This window comes from Klebsiella sp. CD33 (assembly GCF_051992865.1).
Taxonomy (GTDB): domain Bacteria; phylum Pseudomonadota; class Gammaproteobacteria; order Enterobacterales; family Enterobacteriaceae; genus Klebsiella; species Klebsiella pneumoniae.
Map to the genome: position 1 here is coordinate 2,497,026 of NZ_CP197023.1, position 15,886 is coordinate 2,512,911.

Consider the following 15,886-nt stretch of genomic DNA (forward strand, 5'->3'; position numbering starts at 1 on the left):
CAGACGCCGCGGCAGAAGGGGAAGGTTACTCTTTTTGCGCCACCGCGCCGGAGCGGAAGGCAGCTTTCGCCTGCACTTCGCGCTCGTCGCGAGCCAGCCAGCGGTAGGTGGTGGCGCCGAGGAAGACGCCGATAAACCAGCTGAAGTTCGCCACTTCATGCAGGGCCGGAATAAAGCTGATAATCAGCCCCAGGCCCACCGACGGCAGCAGGGCGGCAATCGCTTTCGGGTTAAAGCCGTTGCGGTACCAGTATTTACCCTGCGGCGTATCGTCAAACAGATCGTCCACTGACACCCGGCCGCGTTTGATCAGGTAGAAGTCGGCGATCAGGATGCCAAACAGCGGGCCAATAAAGGCGCCCAGCACGTCGAGGGTATAGTGGATCAGCTCCGGGGAGTTAAACAGGTTCCACGGCGTCAGGAGTATCGAGCCCACCGCGGCAATCATCCCGCCGGTACGGAAGCTGATTTTCTGCGGGGCGCAGTTGGAAAAATCGAAGGCCGGCGAGACGAAGTTAGCCACGATATTAATGCCGATGGTGGCGGTGATCATGGTCAGCAGGCCGATGGCCACCGCCAGATCGTTACCCACGCGGCTGACGGTTTCGATCGGGTCGGTGATCATTTTGCCAAACAGCGACTGGGTGCCGGAGACAATCACCACGGTAACCACCGAGAATAGCAGAAAGTTAAACGGCAGTCCCCAGCGGTTACCGCGGCGGATCTCGCCCATGCTTTTGCCGTAGCGGGAAAAGTCACCGAAGTTAAGCAGCGGCCCGGAGAAGTAGGAGACCACCAGCGCCGTGGCGGTGATCATCTGCCAGGTCTGCTCGCCGGCGCTCAGGGATTTGCTGGCGAGGGTAAAGGAGATACCGTCCAGACCAGTCTTGTATACAATCCAGCCGGCCAGCGCCAGCATCACCACATAAACCGCCGGACCGGCGATATCGATAAAGCGTTTGATGGCGTTCATGCCATGCCAGAACACCATCGCCTGCAGCAGCCACATAGTGGCGAAGCACAGCCAGCCGAGGGGCGACAGCCCGAGAAAGCTGCTGCTGGTCAGCGAGGCAAGGGAGGGCCAGAACTTGAGCAGGACCAGCATCAGGGCATTCGCCGCCAGATAGGTCTGAATGCCGTACCAGGCAAAGGCGATCAGCCCGCGGATCACCGCCGGGATATTGGCGCCGAAAACGCCAAACGCCTGACGACAAATCACCGCGTAAGGCACCCCGGCCATCTGGCTCGGCTTCGCCACCAGGTTGGCGCACAGCTGGACAATACAGATGCCCACCAGCAGGCAGAGCAGAACCTGCCAGCTGGCCAGCCCAAGCGTAAAGAAGCTCGCCGCCACTACGTAGCCGCCCATGCTGTGCACGTCCGACATCCAGAATGAAAAGATATTGTACCAGCTCCAGTTCTGGTCGCGGGTCGGCGCCAGATCGTCATTACATAGCCGCGGACTGTAGCCGGCGGCCGCCTTGTGAGTCTTCGTCTGCTGCGTGTGGGATGAATGTGGCATGAAACCTGCTCCTCTGAATGAAAACCCTTTGATATGGATTGCTGAGGCTATTGCAGGATCCAGGCCAGAATGATGAATCTTGTATACAAAAAATAAATTTTATGTATACGATCTGCTATCGATAAGTGAAACCGGAGTGGGTTAATGAATAATGAACATCGTCTCCAGGCCGCGCCAGCGCTGCAGGACAAGGACGAAAGCATTTACCAGGCGCTGATGACGGCTATCGTCGAACATCAGCTGCCGCCGGGCAGCAAACTGCCGGAAGAGGCGCTAGCGGAGGTGTTCGCCGTGAGCCGCACCGGCATCAGAAAGGTGCTGCAACGACTCGCCGCTGTGCAACTGGTCACGTTGACGCCCAAACGTGGTGCACACGTCACCAGCCCGAGCGTGGAAGAGTCCCAGGCGATCTTTCGCACCCGGGCGCTGCTCGAGGTCGCCAATCTCCCCGATGTGATCGCGCGCTGTCAGCCGCCGCATCTGGCGGCGCTGGAGAACATTATTCAGCGTGAACAGCAGGCCCATGCGGCGCACGACGGCCCGGCGGCGATCCGCCACTCCGCTGACTTTCATATTCAGCTGCAGGCTATCTCCGGCAACCCGGTGCTCACAGAGATGGTGACCCGCCTCAGCCAGCGCTCCTCTTTAGTGATTGCCGCCTGGGGCGCCCCCTGGCGACAGGGCTGCCGTTGCGACGATCACCAGCAGTTGGTCGGTTTGCTGCGGGATAAAGCCCTGCAGCCGCTCAGCGAGGCGCTGATGCACCATTTTGATCATATTGTCGCCAGCCTGTGCTTCGAGCGCGATGGCGTCAGCCTGCCCGATTTTTCCCGGCTGTTCGCCGGCCACAAGGAGTCGTGATGTCTTCCGTTCGTATACAAGTGATTAACCCCAACACCAGCCTGGCGATGACCGAAACGATAGGCGCCGCCGCGCGTGTGGTCGCTGCGCCGGGCACCGAGATCCTTACGGTCTGTCCCCGCGCCGGGGTGCCGTCAATTGAGGGCCACTTTGACGAAGCCATCGCGGCGGTCGGCGTGCTGGAGCAGATCAGGGCCGGACGCGAGCAGGGAGTGGATGGGCATGTGATCGCCTGCTTCGGCGACCCGGGGCTGCTGGCGGCGCGGGAGCTGGCCCAGGGGCCGGTGATCGGTATCGCGGAGGCGGCAATGCATATGGCGACGATGGTCGCCACCCGTTTCTCCATTGTGACCACGCTGCCGCGCACGCTGATCATCGCCCGTCATTTGCTGCACCAGTACGGATTTCATCAACATTGCGCGGCGCTACACGCCATTGATTTGCCGGTGCTGGCGCTGGAAGACGGCAGTGGCCTGGCACAGGAGAAAGTGCGTGAGCGCTGCATTCGCGCGCTGAAAGAGGATGGCAGCGGGGCGATTGTTCTTGGCTGCGGCGGGATGGCGACCCTGGCGCAGGAGCTGACCCGCGAGCTGCGGGTGCCGGTGATCGATGGCGTCAGCGCGGCGGTGAAGATGGTGGAGTCGCTGGTCGCGCTGGGCCTGGCGACCAGCAAGCATGGGGACTTAGCGTTCCCGGAGAAAAAAGCGTTAAGCGGACAGTTTCAGTCGTTAAATCCATTTTAAAAGGGGCAGGAGATGGGAGAGAACCAGGAACACTATCCTCGCGATCTGCGAGGTTACGCAGGGGAGCCGCCGCACGCGCGCTGGCCGGGCGGGGCGCGGATCGCGGTGCAGTTCGTCCTCAACTATGAGGAAGGCGCGGAGAATCACGTCCTGCATGGCGATGCGGGTTCGGAACAGTTCCTGTCCGATATTATCGGCGCCGCCAGCTACCCGGCGCGCCATATGTCGATGGATTCACTCTATGAGTACGGCAGCCGGGCAGGGTTCTGGCGCATCCATCGCGAGTTCAGCCAGCGCGGGCTGCCGTTGACCGTTTTCGGCGTGGCGATGGCGCTGGCGCGGCATCCGGAGATTGTGGCGGCGATCAAGGCTGCGGATTACGATGTGGTCAGCCACGGCTGGCGCTGGATCCACTATCAGCACATGGATATCGCCGAGGAGCGCGAGCATCTGCAAAAAGCGGTGCAGGTACTGACCGACCTGTTCGGCAAACCGCCCACCGGCTGGTATACCGGCCGCGACAGCCCTAACACCCGCCAGCTGGTGGTGGAGCACGGCGGCTTTGACTACGACAGCGATTATTACGGCGATGATTTACCTTTCTGGAGCGAAGTGGCCTGCAGCGACGGCAGCCAGCGGCCGCACCTGATCGTGCCTTATACCCTCGACGCCAACGACATGCGCTTCGCCACCGCCCAGGGATTCAACACCGCGGAGCAGTTTTATACCTATCTGAAAGACAGCTTTGACGTGCTGTATGCCGAGGGTGAAACCGCGCCGAAGATGATGTCCGTGGGAATGCACTGCCGGCTGCTTGGGCGTCCGGGCCGTTTCCGCGCGCTGCAGCGTTTCCTTGACTATGTCCAGCAGCACGACAAGGTGTGGGTCTGCACCCGGCAGCAGATTGCCGACCACTGGCGCGAAACCCATCCGTATCGCGGGTAGCTTGTTGCCCCTGAACCTGGCCCTCTCTCCAGGGAGAGGGCTCCGCCCGGCCGCGTCTGTTACACCGGTTCACCAGAATGTAATTTGATTATTGAATAAGCATGGCGAGGAGTACCAGGCACAGCAGCAGCACATAGATGCGCGCATACCATACATCAGGTACCGCAGGGATTGCCCGGCGGCTAAACACTATCCCGGCCCAGCCGGTCAGGACGAGCAGGCCTAAAATTTTCAGGCTGATAAACCCCAGAAATCCGCTCAGCGGAATGCTGTGCCAGCCAATGACGGCATAGGTCACAGCCCCGCATAGCGCCACGGGTAAAGAAAGCGGGTTGGATGCGCTAACGCACTCCTGCATTGCATACCCGTGTCGCCGTAGCAGGGGCACCGTCATGACGCTGCCGCCCACGCCCAGCAATGCGGCGATCGTACCGATAATCACACCGCCGCCGGTGACCACTGGCAGGGACAGGCGACGCCGAGCGCTGCCCGTGAAAAAACCCTTGCGCAACAAACAATCGCTGATGGTTGCCAGCATATAGAGAATAAACAGCACGCGAACGATCTTCTCGCTCAATATCCCCGCCAGACAGGAGCCTACCACCGCCCCAATGGCAATAAACCATAACAACGGAAACAGCGTCTGCGCGGTAAGCCTGCCCGCCCGCCAGTTTCGATAGCTGACCCAGCCGGCGTTAAATATCATCACCGCCGTTGAGGTAGCCACCGCGACATGCATGGCGTTGCCCGCGATCGCCGGCTGCCGGAGCATCAGTTGATAGACAAAGGGCACCACCACAAAGCCGCCGCCGAAGCCGAACAGCACCGTGGTAATGCCGGTAGTAAAGCCTGCCAGCGCAATAATAACGATCTCATTCAAGAGAGTATCCCCGACCTGAAAATGAGCGAGCAGCTTATACCGGTCGCGTACTGCTTCCCATTTGCGTAGCGCTCAATTACCTTTGTAAATCGGTCAGAGGGAGGCAGGTGTGCGCAACGTAAAAATTGACGAGTTCGATCGACTCGATCGTGATGTGGTGGCGTTAGGTAATGACTATGCGCAGGGATTTATCCTGCCCCCGCACCAGCATCGTCGCGCACAGCTACTGTATGGCGCGACCGGACTGATGTATGTCACTACGCAGGACGGAGAATGGGTGGTTCCTCCGCAACACGCTGTCTGGATCCCCCCTGAAACCGTGCATGCCGTCAGATTTGCAGGGGTGACCACGCGTAGCTTGTATATTGAGCCAGATTGTGTGGCCGCTTTCATTAAACACCGTCGTTGCGAAGTGATCAGCGTCTCGCCGCTGTTGCGCCAGCTACTGCTTGAGGCTGTGGATTTACCACCGTTGTACGACAGCCCACGCGATCGCACGCTGATACAGTTGATGTTGCTGGAACTGGCCGCCATGCCGGTCCGCGAATTTGACATTCCGTTGCCGCAGCATCCGGCGCTGCTGGCGCTTTGTCAGGCTTTTTTGCTTAACCCCTCTATCCATGATCCTGCGGCGCGCTGGGCCAGGGCGCTGTTTATGAGTCCTAGTACCTTTCGCCGCCATTTCCTGAAGCAGCTGGGCCTGTCGTTTTCCGCCTGGCGACAGCGAGCCTGCGTGGTGAGCGCCCTGGCATGGTTGATAGCAGGCAAACCGGTGAACGAAGTGGCATTATCCCTTGGATACGACAATGCGTCCTCTTTCGCCACCATGTTCCGCCGCGTGACCGGGCAGCCGCCGTCGTTTTATCACCCAGCCTGATGCGTCGGAGAAGGGGACTCCGGCAGCATGTGTCGGAAATGAATGTCGCTTTTATGGCGTTGCTATGCGTTTACGCTGACATAAGACAGATAATTCGGGAAGGCCTGGCTTCGTATTCAGGTACCCCTACATTTAGTGGTGGCTACATCCAGGCGGTTTATCTATTCTGCCTGTAACCGTGAGAAGACCGGAGTCTCTCTTTGTGAACCATCTTATTGTTGAAAAAATCATCATCATCATTCTTCTCGTCCTGTGGGGATTCGATACCTTCAGAACCAGGAAAAGAAAACGCTATGATCCCGCGATTGAAGCGGCTGATGCCAGCGAACGCCATCAATGGCGCTATCTGAGATGGGGGTTTCGAATCATACAGGTGGTAGCGGGAGTGTATATCGTCGTTCAACTGATACAGGTATTACTGAGATAGAGGCCGCCGGCAGGGCGGCGGGACAGAACATCTGGCTGACCAGAATGAGGTCAGGCAATAGCGGTTTTCACGTCGGCAAAGGGGAATGTCCGCTCTGAGCCAGGAGCGGAACTTACCCCGATGAAGTAAATCCGGATTTTTGCCGGATAAACCCCCAATAATTTACGTAGCAGGGATCCATTCAACAATAATTCTTGCCAACTCCCTGGGCTGTTCGAGCGGAATCATATGGCCGCAATCCAGAATGATTCTTAACGACGCATAAGGTATGGCTTCGACCAATTCTTCTGCCTCCTTCATCGAACGGATGGCATCATCTTCACTGGCGATAACCAGCGTTGGACAACGTATCGTTGCAGAAGGTATACCTTGCCTGGATAAGGATGATTGCGTGATGAAGGCTTCAAATCCCAGAGAGCATCCCATTTTCTGGATAGCTGAAATCATATCCTGATTTGATGTGTTTAGAGGGTGGAGTGACCGGGCAATAGCATGTCTGCTCAGCCCCTTAAAGGTTGTGGGGGACAATGACTGCACGCTTTTCCGCTTTGCTTCAGCTTCTAACGGCGTATCTTCCCGTAAGGAACTGGCAATAAGCACTAAGGACTCTACACGTTCAGGGAATTCTGCTGCCAGTTGTCGGGCAATATATCCTCCCATCGAAAAACCTATCAAAGAAAACTTCTCAGGCAAAAGAGTAATCAAATGCTGCACTACATCATGAATGGTTCGTCCTTCAGTTACAGCTGCATGATGAACAATACAGTTTGACGGGAGATATGTTTCAAATTCATGCCAAAGCATTTCATTCCGCATAAACCCAGGAATTAAAACGATTCTACGCGGCTTTAAACTCATAATTCTCGCTTAAATGCATCAGTGTATTTATTGGATAAGACAGGTTAAAAATATCTTACTAACAGCGACAATATCAAATTGCAGCCCTGGATAGGCGTTTGTCTATTTCCACAGAGTTTCTGAACGTTTCTAACGTTCTCCCTGGCTTCCTCCACCATCAACAGGCTGATCCCGAATTGAGCAAGCTCTAATGCCCAGGTCCGTGTACAACCTACCAGAGCACTTTTCCGCTTCTCGCTCATAGCGGACCTTCAAATCAGGTAGCTTGTCCGCTCTGTGCCAGGAGCGGACATTAAAATCAAAACCGATGGCAAGCTCACCGAGCATGACAATATGCTTGCGCTGCTTTGTAACGTGCTTCCAGCTTATCCAAAAAGCCAAAAAGTAATTGATTCATTTCACTGTAATCGTGCGCCCGAAGCGCTTCAGGCGTGTCAACGAAACGATATTCTGCTGCACGGCTCAGGTCTTTCTCAGAATGAGCGATCAGCCGTTCTACAACGTCCAATGTGAGCTCCATGTGGCACTGGAAACCAAAGACGCGGTCTGAATAGGCAACGATCTGCCGCGGACAGCCTTCGCTGTAAGCAATAATTTTGGCCTCTGGCGTCAAACCTGGCATATCGTTATGCCAGTGACCCACTTCAAGTGTTTTCCCAAAGTGAGAGAACATCTCATCCTTACTGCCGTCTTCGGTCAATGTGATCGGGAATTTACCAATCTCTTTTTCCGGGCTATGAGAGAACGGCGCGCCCAGCGCTTCACCGATTAGCTGTGAACCCAGGCAGATACCGATCACCGCCTTACCGGTTTTAACCGCGGAAGCAATCAGCGCCTGTTCCGCTTTAGCATTAAAGTGCGGGCACGCTTCAAGCGTGGTGTCCGGATCTTGCGGACCGCCCATAACGACTAGAAAATCGATGCCTACGGCGTCATCAGGTAGCCGATCGCCTGCATAGACGCGTGAGTAAGTTACATCATGACCCTGGTTTATTGCCCAGGTTTCATATGCGCCCGGGGCTTCAAAACTTTCATGTACGATAAAGTGTACACGCATGAGGTTAAGCTCCTGTAATATCTTTGATGATCAGAATGATAAGTCACGCACCCATTGCCTAAGGCTCTACTCCGGGTGGTTCCAGTTTCGATATGATAATGGCAGGGGCTAAATCTGAAATGCCAGGTAGTATAGATAAAGCGCCAAGACATGATGAAGCCACAGGCTGGTCCAGTACTGCGATAAGCTATCAACGCGGCGAGGTAGATCCTCCCCATCATCATGTTGAGGGGCAGCTACTCTTCGCCACCAGAGGGGTTATGCTGGTGCAAACAGAGAGCGACCGTTGGGTGATCCCTCCTCAGCGGGCATTATGGCTACCGCCTTTGCATATCCATAGTTACCATCTGCTTTCACAAACCGATCTCAGGGCGATCTATTTCAGCAGTAGCCTTATCGCAGAATGTACGAGCTTTACGAAGAGTCAACAGGTGCATGTGATCACGGCTACGCCCTTAGTCAAAGAGCTTATCGCAGGGCTGTTCAGTGAGGACTACGCCAGACCGAGTCAACGGAAGATAGCTTTGTTGCTTCTGGAAATTCTCAGCGAGGCTCCACCTTTAACGATGGCGCTACCCATGCCGAATGATGAGCGATTATTTAGCGCGGCCAGATCGCTACTGGTCAATCAGCGCTGGGAAGCATCGCTGAGCGAGCTGGCTTTTATGTCGGCCATGTCGGAACGGACCTTTTCCCGATTGTTTATGAAGGATACAGGCTTTAGTTTTAGAACATGGAAGCAGAGAGCCAGAATTTGCGCTTCGTTGGATCTTCTCGCGAACGGTGTTCCAATCAAACAGGTCGCTTACCAGCTTGGTTTCTCATGCCCGGCGGCCTTTACCGCTGCTTTTCGCTGCATTTTGGGGGCAACGCCACGCGATTTTGTGCCTTAAACCGGGAAACCCTCAAAGCGGTCTTTGAGACTGTCATGGGCATATTACCAGACGCAGAAACCCTGCGAGGGTAGGGGTATCCCGCCTTTGCTGTTGAGAAAGGTAGTTTAATTTGCACCCGACACACTCTCATTGATTAAAGCACGGAGTGGAGATTACTGCGGTCCACAGTTCTGACAAACCGTGAAAGAGAAGGCCTGCATGAAGAAAAAAGGTGTCGCGATGCGTGATGAAATTACCTTATGACAGACCTTACGGTGATTTACGGCACCGGGTGGATTCCGGACGCTGTGAGCCCCTCATTGCTACGAAGCCTGATTCTGCTGTACCTCACGCCATATGATAGCCTGCGCAACAATCACATCCTGCCCATTAATGCGTCCAGGGGAGTACTCCCGGGCCCTGGACGTCCCCTGTGTAGGCTGAAGATAAATTAGCATTGCTGTTAGTCGTGGGTTCTGCAGATGGGTAGAAATTGATAACTTAGGATGCAAGTTCGTCCCGCTCTTTCTGCAGTTTTCATCGAGGGGATATTCTCCGGAATAATTGTGCCCATATACATAGATAGTTCCGAATCGGAATGAGTTAATAATCGGTACAGCAGGCGTTGCGCTCGGGCCGACAATGATCGACCACGAAAAGCAGGAAGTATTACTTTGTCAGTAATACGATATCCTCTCAGAAAAGCGAGGTTTCCTTTCTGGCATATTAGCAACCCGGCGCGAACATCGTTTTCATAGATAATATATACTTCTTTCTCAGAAATATGGTCACACAACTCTTCGTCATCAACTGCTACCAAATTGCTTGCAGATAGTTCGCGAACTGTCTGCCATGTATGCTTATAGGCATCACCCAGGGCCTGACAACACCAGTCAAAATCTTCGTATGTCGCCACTTGCAAAGTAAGAGATTTATCATTGAATTCAGGGGGTTCAGAAAAAGAAGTGGCATATATATACTGGTCGGGAATACCCTGCGGGAAGGACTTGCCTGGCACAAGAATGCGGACATACTGAGCTCTGAGTTGTGACCATTCCTTACTAATGAGTTCTAATGCAGTATGATTTAGGTCAGAATCCATACCTACAATATCAATAAAAGGTTTGTTAATATTTCCGCCCTGATAACGGGGGCCAGTAAGAAATTGCTTTCCATCAATTTTGAGTTTTCGTTGTAAAAAATATTCCTGACATAATCCAGTTTCTCTCCAGGGAAATCGCGCCGAGAAACTTCTGTCTGTACACCTCGATTCCTGCTCTGACAACCATTGTTTTAACCATGAACGTAGAGTAACTTCAGGCACAGGTAGCCTGGCATATTGAGATAGCATGTAAGATAGCATAAAAAATATTTTTCCCTTGGATGTAAAAATGTTTTTTTAAACAAATCAGAATAGTTCTACTCTCATTTTATTACCAATTATAGCTGGCACGTCAGCTCCTTGCTCAATGCGGACCTTTAGCTCGATAGCTTGTCCGCTCCGCGCCAGAAGCGAACATTGTTATGAGTGGTCAGTGATAAAACGTCAGCCCGTAGACCTTGTCTCACAGCACCTCAACCACTACAAATTCTTCTGCGATCAACTCCATATCTTCAGAAAAATGACCTTCAGAGCTGAAAAATCTCTGATGCTCTTTCTTCCAGTATTCAAGGCTTAAATCGCCTTCACCTTCTTTGCGGGCGAACGCTTCAGTGACATCACAAAAACGAACCAGCTGCATCGAAATCAGTCTGATCACGCAGACTGGAACATTCTGACCATCAAGAATAATGTTATAACTCCCGATTCTCGGGGCGGATTCTTCCTGCTGGTAAGAGGCAAAAGATCCGCAAGAGGCCGTTTTGATCCCTTTTTTGATCAGGTCAGCCAGCTCGTTAGCCAGTTGCGGACTGTCACCCATTTGCCAGGCATCTGCGCCGGGATATTTCTTTTTTATTTCCTCAACCTCAACCATGAAAATTCCTTCGTTATCGTCAATGAAAAGAAAAGCTATCCCTTTTTTAACATGAGCGGTCCCAACATAATAGGCGATATCATTCTTTAGATAGTGTGGTCCGTTCTTCGCTCAAAACTGACCTTGATCGATAACTTCGGCTGGCTGGACAATGCGTCGATTCCATTCTCGATGAGCCGAATAGGCGCCATTGTCTCCCTGGGTATCGCGCTGTACTTGATTTACTCCAGCAGCAGGGCAAAAGCCGCAACGGTGGAAATCCCCCGTCGGCCAGTACCGCAGGGGAGCTGACGATTATTGCCAGCGTTTCAGCAGCAGGCTGGCGTTAACGCCGCCAAAGCCAAAACCGTTCGACAGCGCATAACGCATCTTCTGCGGGCGGGCCTGCAGCGCCACCAGGTTCATGCCTGCCGCGTCTTCATCGGGGTGATGCAGGTTCAGCGTCGGCGGCACCACCTGGTCACGCAGCGCCTGAATGGTGAAGATGGCCTCGATCCCGCCGGCCGCGCCTAACAGATGGCCGGTGGCGGATTTCGTCGAGGTAATGGCGACCGGATGCGCGCCAAACAGCGTTTTAATCGCCGCCAGCTCACCTTTATCACCGACCTGCGTCGAGGTGGCGTGGGCATTGATATGGTCAATCTCGTCGACGGTCACCCCGGCCTGGCGAATAGCGATCTCCATGGCCCGACGTGCGCCGTTCCCGTCTTCCGGGCCTGCGGTCAGGTGATAAGCATCTGCGCTGGTGCCGTAGCCCACCAGCTCGGCCAGCGGCGTGGCCCCGCGCGCCAGCGCGTGCTCCAGAGATTCGATCACAATAAGCCCGGCCCCTTCTCCCATCACAAAACCATCGCGGTCACGGTCAAAGGGGCGGGAAGCGCTTTCCGGCTGGTCGCTGTAGGCGCTGGACAGCGCCCTTGCCGCGGCAAACCCGGCCAGGCTAACGCGATGAATTGCCGCTTCCGCGCCGCCGCAGAGGGCAATATCCGCCTCGCCGCTGCGGATCATCCGCGCTGCATCGCCGATGGCCTGGGCACCCGCTGCGCAGGCGGTGACCGGCGCGCCGATGGGCCCCCGGAAACCGTGGGCGATAGACACATGCCCGGCGGCCAGGTTGGCCAGAAAAGAGGGGATAGTGAACGGCGAGAGGCGACGCGGCCCGCGCTCATCGGTGGTATGCACCGCATTGGCGATCTCGCTGAACCCGCCGATCCCGGTGGCGATCACCGTGGCGGTACGTTCCTGTTCGGCCGCTGATGCCGGCGCCCAACCGGCCTGGGTCAGCGCTTCGCGCGCGGCGACCAGCGCAAACTCGATAAAGCGATCCATTTTTTTGCGCTCTTTCGCCGGGATGGTCGCCAGCGGGTCGAAGCCGTGCAGCGGATCGCTGTCAATGGACGGTACCTGGCCGGCCACTTTGCAGGGAATATCCGCGACCAGCTGCTCGCTGAGCCGGGTGACCCCTGACTTTCCTGCCAGCAGCGACTGCCAGACGTGCTGTACGCCGCAGCCCAGCGGGCTGACAATCCCCATCCCGGTGACGACAATGCGTTTAACGGAAACGCCCATAGTTAACTCTCCTGTAGTATCAGTGTGCCGGCGGCTTTTTCATCAAGGGAACCAGCAGCGCGGCAAGTAAAAAACCCATCATGATGAGGTAGAAAGCATCGGAAAATGCCTGGGTTCGCGCCTCCCGTAGCGCCAGCGCGGAAAGATCTTTCAGCGCCGCCGTCTGCGCGGCATCCGGCGAGATCCCCTGGACGGTGAAGTTTGCCGCGCTGCGCTGAACAAAATCGCTCATTGCCAGGTTGGCGTTATTCAGATGGTCCGCCAGGCGGCTATAGTGCAGATTGGTTCTGTCGTTAAGCACCGTCCCGCACAGGGCGATGCCGATGGCGCCCCCGAGGTTGCGCATCAGATTAAACAGCCCGGAGGCCAGCTTCAGGCGCGCGGGCGGCAGGCTGCCCAGCGTCAGGGTCACCGTTGGCGCGACGGCAAACTGCTGCGCCAGTCCGCGAAAGGCCTGCGGGAGCAGCAACTGGTCCGCCCCCCAGTCGTGAGTGATCGGAACAAAGCTGTACATTGACACCGCAAAGCCGATCAGCCCGGCCATCAGCAGCCAGCGCAGATCGACGCGGTTGGCGAGCCACGAATAAAACGGAATAGACATGACCTGGAACAGACCGGTGGAAAATACCGCCAGGCCGATCTCCAGCGCACTGAAACCGCGCACACTCCCCAGATACAGCGGGGTTAAATAGATGGTGGCGAAGATGCCGACGCCGGCCATAAACGAGAAATAGCAGCCGAGGCTGAAGGTTCGATCCTGCAGGGCGCGGAGATCCATCACCGGCTGCGGATGGCGCAGGGTGCGGATAACAAAGGCCACGCCGCAGAGCAGGGCGACCCAGGCGGTGGTCGTCAGGGTCGCGTCATCAAACCAGCCCCAGCGCGGACCTTCTTCGAGGGTATATTCCAGGCAGCCGAGGGACAAGGCCAGCAGCAGAATACTGAGATAGTCGGCGCCGCGCAGCAGAGTGGGGTCGGCGCTGTCTACTTTTACCAGCAGCGGCACTGCCACCGCGATGTAAATCCCCGGAACAACGTTGATAAAGAACAGCCAGTGCCAGTTGTAGTTTTCGGTGATCCAGCCGCCCACCGTTGGACCCAGCGTAGGGGCGAGGGAGGCCAGGCCGCCGATCGTCGCCGCGGCGATGACCCGCTGTTTGCCCTGAAAAAAGGCGAAAGCGGTGGTGAACACCAGGGGGATCATCGACCCGCCCGCCAGTCCCTGCAGGGCGCGGAAGGCGATCATACTCTGGATGTTCCACGCCCAGCCGCACAGCAGGCTCATCAGCGTGAAGCCCGCCGCGGAAGCGGCAAACAGCCAGCGGGTCGACATGACCCGGGCCAGCCAGCCGGAAAGTGGGATAATAATGATCTCGGCGATCAGGTAGCTGGTTTGTACCCAGACGGTTTCATCGTCGCCCGCCGACAGGCCGCCGCCAATATCCCGCAGCGAGGCGGAGACGATCTGGATGTCGATAAGGGCAATAAACATCCCCACGCACATGCTGGCGAAGGCGAAGATCTTCTTCGCCGTCGGCATCGACAGACCCTGCGGGGCGGATAGCGCCTGAACGGTGCTCATCGAGGGCTCTTTTCGTTCACGGTGACGATCACCGACAGTCCCGGGCGCAGGACGTCAAGCTTTGCCCCGTCACCTTCCAGCGCAATGCGGACCGGCACCCGCTGCACGATTTTAGTGAAATTCCCGGTCGCGTTCTCCGCCGGCAGAATGCTGAAGCGTGAGCCGGTCGCCGGCGCCAGGCTGGCGACATGCCCCTTAAAGGTATGGTTCGGCAGCACATCGGCGACGATGGTCACCGGCTGGCCGGCACGCATATGCGCCAGCTGGTTTTCCTTGAAGTTAGCGTCAATCCACAGGCCGTGCGCGGGTACCAGGGAGAGCAGCTGCGTACCGCTGCTGACGAAGGAGCCGGACCACGCGCGGCGGTTGCCAATCACCCCATCGAACGGCGCGCGAATGTCGGTATAGCTGAGGTTCAGCCTGGCCATCTCGAGGTTAGCCTGGGCCTGCGCCAGGGCAGCCAGGATTTGCTGCTGGCGAGCATCCAGCACCGCCAGCTGACGTTCGGCCACGGTTTTATCCGCTTTGGCCTTCTCCTGCTCGGCGTGCGCCCGGCGATAATCGGCGGAGGCGTTATCGCGGATCTGTGCGGAAATCGCGCTCGACGCGGCCAGGGCGTTATAGCGTCGGTTGTCGTTAGCCAGTTTTTCGGTTGCCGCCGTGGCGGCCAGTAACGAGGCCGCAGAGCCGGCAATGGTCGCCTGCTGAAGCTGGCGGGTAGCCTGGATATCGGCCAGCGCGGCCTGCTGCGCCGCCACTTCTCCGGCGGCTTTCGCGAGGGCGGCGCGATAATCGCGGTCGTCAATGCGGATCAACAGGTCACCTTTTTTCACCGCCATATTGTCCTGCACCGCCAGCTGCTGGATATAGCCGGAGACTTTGCTGGAGATGGTGCTAATGTCGCCGCCGACATAGGCATCATCGGTGGTCTGCATAAAGCGCCCGGTATGCCACCAGTAAGCGCCGTAGCTCGCTGCCGCCAGGGCGGCAGCGCCCAGGGCCGCCAGGACAAGAATATTTTTCTTACTGGTCGGATTCATTGCTGGCATCTCTGTAAGGTTCAGGCTGGAATTTTTGTCCGCTATCGCCTTCGCGTTTGCGCAGCAGATATTCATGACGATATTTCATCAGCGGCGAGGCGGCGGGGCCCGGCACCATGGCGTATTTACCCGGGATAATCTCTTCCCCAGTCGCTTTATCCACCATGACTGGCTCCACGTGGCGCTGGGTTGCCATTTCCACCAGCTGCATCTGACGCCCTTCGGGGGCGAAGTGGCGATTACCCCATTCCGCCAGCGCCAGCAGCACCATGCGGAAATCGCGGCCGCGCGGCGTGAGGTGGTATTCGTAGCGCGGCGGGGTGCTGCTGTAGCACACCTTCTCCAGCAGTCCGTCATCGACCAGTTCCTTCAGGCGGCGCGACAGAATATTGGGCGCGACGTTGCTGCTTTTCTGGAACTCGTCAAAGCGGGTAAAGCCCGCGAAGGCATCGCGCAGGATCATGATGCTCCAGCTGTCGCCGATGCGGCCCAGGCTGCGGGCGATGGGGCAGGGAGCGTGGCAAAGCGGTTCATTTTTCATGGGCTGTCCAGTAACCAGGTGGCTTTTGCCAGCAAATTGACATAGTCACTATCAAAATGCAAGTTACTCTTCATGGTACCCAGAGAAGAAGCTGCTGCCGTTTCGCTACGCCGTTTCACCTTTGAATGCCGAA

Annotated in this window: 16 protein-coding genes and 2 pseudogenes; 7 read left to right on the forward strand and 11 right to left on the reverse strand. The window is 56.5% G+C overall.

The genetic code is table 11. The features are described from left to right. Positions 1–25: 25 nt before the first annotated feature. Positions 26–1,522 (reverse strand): NCS1 family nucleobase:cation symporter-1, encoded by a 1,497-nt coding sequence (locus ACR809_RS12415; RefSeq protein WP_004176095.1) that lies wholly within the window; start codon positions 1,520–1,522, stop codon positions 26–28. A gap of 144 nt (positions 1,523–1,666) precedes the next feature. Between ACR809_RS12415 and ACR809_RS12420 the strand changes: the two genes are divergently transcribed. The 3 genes and pseudogenes from ACR809_RS12420 (at position 1,667) to puuE (ending at position 4,071) form a co-directional block, all read left to right on the forward strand. Then, the gene (locus ACR809_RS12420; RefSeq protein WP_004179987.1) at positions 1,667–2,383 is read left to right on the forward strand and encodes a GntR family transcriptional regulator; all 717 of its coding nucleotides are present in this window, start codon (positions 1,667–1,669) and stop codon (positions 2,381–2,383) included. Next, positions 2,383–3,254: pseudogene (gene hpxA / locus ACR809_RS12425) on the forward strand (allantoin racemase). Before ACR809_RS12420 ends, hpxA begins: the two are co-directional and overlap by 1 nt. Continuing rightward, complete coding sequence (puuE, locus tag ACR809_RS12430; protein ID WP_122051290.1) at positions 3,139–4,071, forward strand: allantoinase PuuE; 933 nt, start codon at positions 3,139–3,141, stop codon at positions 4,069–4,071. The pseudogene hpxA and the gene puuE overlap by 116 nt, the downstream one beginning before the upstream one ends. Before the next feature lie 88 nt (positions 4,072–4,159). Here puuE and ACR809_RS12435 read toward each other — a convergent pair whose 3' ends face one another. After that, the gene (locus ACR809_RS12435; protein ID WP_009307823.1) at positions 4,160–4,951 is read right to left on the reverse strand and encodes a sulfite exporter TauE/SafE family protein; all 792 of its coding nucleotides are present in this window, start codon (positions 4,949–4,951) and stop codon (positions 4,160–4,162) included. Between the two features lie 109 nt (positions 4,952–5,060). On the opposite strand from ACR809_RS12435, the gene ACR809_RS12440 reads away from it, so the two are divergent. Together ACR809_RS12440 and ACR809_RS12445 are read left to right on the forward strand one after the other, a co-directional pair. Next, positions 5,061–5,828, forward strand: a complete 768-nt coding sequence (locus ACR809_RS12440) for an AraC family transcriptional regulator (RefSeq protein WP_004189983.1) — start codon at positions 5,061–5,063, stop codon at positions 5,826–5,828. Between the two features lie 202 nt (positions 5,829–6,030). Beyond that, the gene (locus tag ACR809_RS12445) at positions 6,031–6,255 is read left to right on the forward strand and encodes a hypothetical protein (protein ID WP_029602117.1); all 225 of its coding nucleotides are present in this window, start codon (positions 6,031–6,033) and stop codon (positions 6,253–6,255) included. Positions 6,256–6,417: 162 nt separating this feature from the next. On the opposite strand, the gene ACR809_RS12450 is transcribed toward ACR809_RS12445, so the two are convergent. Then, complete coding sequence (locus ACR809_RS12450) at positions 6,418–7,113, reverse strand: alpha/beta fold hydrolase (protein ID WP_122051291.1); 696 nt, start codon at positions 7,111–7,113, stop codon at positions 6,418–6,420. Between the two features lie 316 nt (positions 7,114–7,429). Further along, positions 7,430–8,170, reverse strand: coding sequence for a type 1 glutamine amidotransferase (locus ACR809_RS12455; protein ID WP_122051292.1), 741 nt, complete (start codon positions 8,168–8,170; stop codon positions 7,430–7,432). A 92-nt stretch (positions 8,171–8,262) separates the two neighbouring features. Here ACR809_RS12455 and ACR809_RS12460 point away from each other — a divergent pair, with 92 nt between their 5' ends. Further along, complete coding sequence (locus ACR809_RS12460) at positions 8,263–9,063, forward strand: AraC family transcriptional regulator (protein WP_171991887.1); 801 nt, start codon at positions 8,263–8,265, stop codon at positions 9,061–9,063. 445 nt (positions 9,064–9,508) lie between these two features. Here the strand turns inward: ACR809_RS12460 and ACR809_RS12465 are convergent, their stop codons facing one another. Continuing rightward, on the reverse strand, positions 9,509–10,408 hold the full coding sequence (locus tag ACR809_RS12465; protein WP_122051293.1) for a hypothetical protein: 900 nt from the start codon (positions 10,406–10,408) through the stop codon (positions 9,509–9,511). A gap of 202 nt (positions 10,409–10,610) precedes the next feature. Beyond that, positions 10,611–10,967 (reverse strand): ASCH domain-containing protein, encoded by a 357-nt coding sequence (locus tag ACR809_RS12470; protein ID WP_074184380.1) that lies wholly within the window; start codon positions 10,965–10,967, stop codon positions 10,611–10,613. A 177-nt stretch (positions 10,968–11,144) separates the two neighbouring features. On the opposite strand from ACR809_RS12470, the pseudogene ACR809_RS12475 reads away from it, so the two are divergent. Beyond that, a pseudogene (locus ACR809_RS12475) lies at positions 11,145–11,312 on the forward strand (DMT family transporter); the annotation flags it as partial. Between the two features lie 3 nt (positions 11,313–11,315). On the opposite strand, the gene fabF reads toward ACR809_RS12475, so the two are convergent. From fabF to ACR809_RS12500, 5 genes are read right to left on the reverse strand one after another with little or no spacing between them, the layout of a single operon-like run. Then, positions 11,316–12,590 carry a beta-ketoacyl-ACP synthase II gene (gene fabF / locus ACR809_RS12480; RefSeq protein WP_122051294.1) on the reverse strand — a complete coding sequence of 425 codons (1,275 nt, stop codon included), beginning with the start codon at positions 12,588–12,590 and terminating at the stop codon, positions 11,316–11,318. Between the two features lie 19 nt (positions 12,591–12,609). Continuing rightward, entirely contained in the window at positions 12,610–14,172 is a 1,563-nt protein-coding gene (locus ACR809_RS12485; RefSeq protein WP_122051295.1) for a DHA2 family efflux MFS transporter permease subunit, read from the reverse strand. Then, on the reverse strand, positions 14,169–15,212 hold the full coding sequence (locus ACR809_RS12490) for an HlyD family secretion protein (protein ID WP_122051296.1): 1,044 nt from the start codon (positions 15,210–15,212) through the stop codon (positions 14,169–14,171). The genes ACR809_RS12485 and ACR809_RS12490 overlap by 4 nt, the downstream gene beginning before the upstream one ends. Next, positions 15,196–15,753, reverse strand: a complete 558-nt coding sequence (locus ACR809_RS12495) for a winged helix-turn-helix transcriptional regulator (protein ID WP_004176109.1) — start codon at positions 15,751–15,753, stop codon at positions 15,196–15,198. Before ACR809_RS12495 ends, ACR809_RS12490 begins: the two co-directional genes overlap by 17 nt. After that, positions 15,750–15,872 (reverse strand): hypothetical protein, encoded by a 123-nt coding sequence (locus ACR809_RS12500; RefSeq protein ID WP_032435291.1) that lies wholly within the window; start codon positions 15,870–15,872, stop codon positions 15,750–15,752. Before ACR809_RS12500 ends, ACR809_RS12495 begins: the two co-directional genes overlap by 4 nt. Positions 15,873–15,886 lie beyond the last annotated feature (14 nt).

What these genes read in the sequence shown, in the direction of transcription:
- ACR809_RS12465 (WP_122051293.1), bottom strand. Translation starts at nt 10,408, where the DNA reads ATGCTATCTTACATGCTATCTCAATATGCCAGGCTACCTGTGCCTGAA.
- puuE (WP_122051290.1), top strand. Translation starts at nt 3,139, where the DNA reads ATGGGAGAGAACCAGGAACACTATCCTCGCGATCTGCGAGGTTACGCA.
- ACR809_RS12460 (WP_171991887.1), top strand. Translation starts at nt 8,263, where the DNA reads ATGATAATGGCAGGGGCTAAATCTGAAATGCCAGGTAGTATAGATAAA.
- ACR809_RS12450 (WP_122051291.1), bottom strand. Translation starts at nt 7,113, where the DNA reads ATGAGTTTAAAGCCGCGTAGAATCGTTTTAATTCCTGGGTTTATGCGG.
- ACR809_RS12495 (WP_004176109.1), bottom strand. Translation starts at nt 15,753, where the DNA reads ATGAAAAATGAACCGCTTTGCCACGCTCCCTGCCCCATCGCCCGCAGC.
- ACR809_RS12485 (WP_122051295.1), bottom strand. Translation starts at nt 14,172, where the DNA reads ATGAGCACCGTTCAGGCGCTATCCGCCCCGCAGGGTCTGTCGATGCCG.
- fabF (WP_122051294.1), bottom strand. Translation starts at nt 12,590, where the DNA reads ATGGGCGTTTCCGTTAAACGCATTGTCGTCACCGGGATGGGGATTGTC.
- ACR809_RS12455 (WP_122051292.1), bottom strand. Translation starts at nt 8,170, where the DNA reads ATGCGTGTACACTTTATCGTACATGAAAGTTTTGAAGCCCCGGGCGCA.
- ACR809_RS12490 (WP_122051296.1), bottom strand. Translation starts at nt 15,212, where the DNA reads ATGAATCCGACCAGTAAGAAAAATATTCTTGTCCTGGCGGCCCTGGGC.
- ACR809_RS12470 (WP_074184380.1), bottom strand. Translation starts at nt 10,967, where the DNA reads ATGGGTGACAGTCCGCAACTGGCTAACGAGCTGGCTGACCTGATCAAA.
- ACR809_RS12420 (WP_004179987.1), top strand. Translation starts at nt 1,667, where the DNA reads ATGAATAATGAACATCGTCTCCAGGCCGCGCCAGCGCTGCAGGACAAG.
- ACR809_RS12415 (WP_004176095.1), bottom strand. Translation starts at nt 1,522, where the DNA reads ATGCCACATTCATCCCACACGCAGCAGACGAAGACTCACAAGGCGGCC.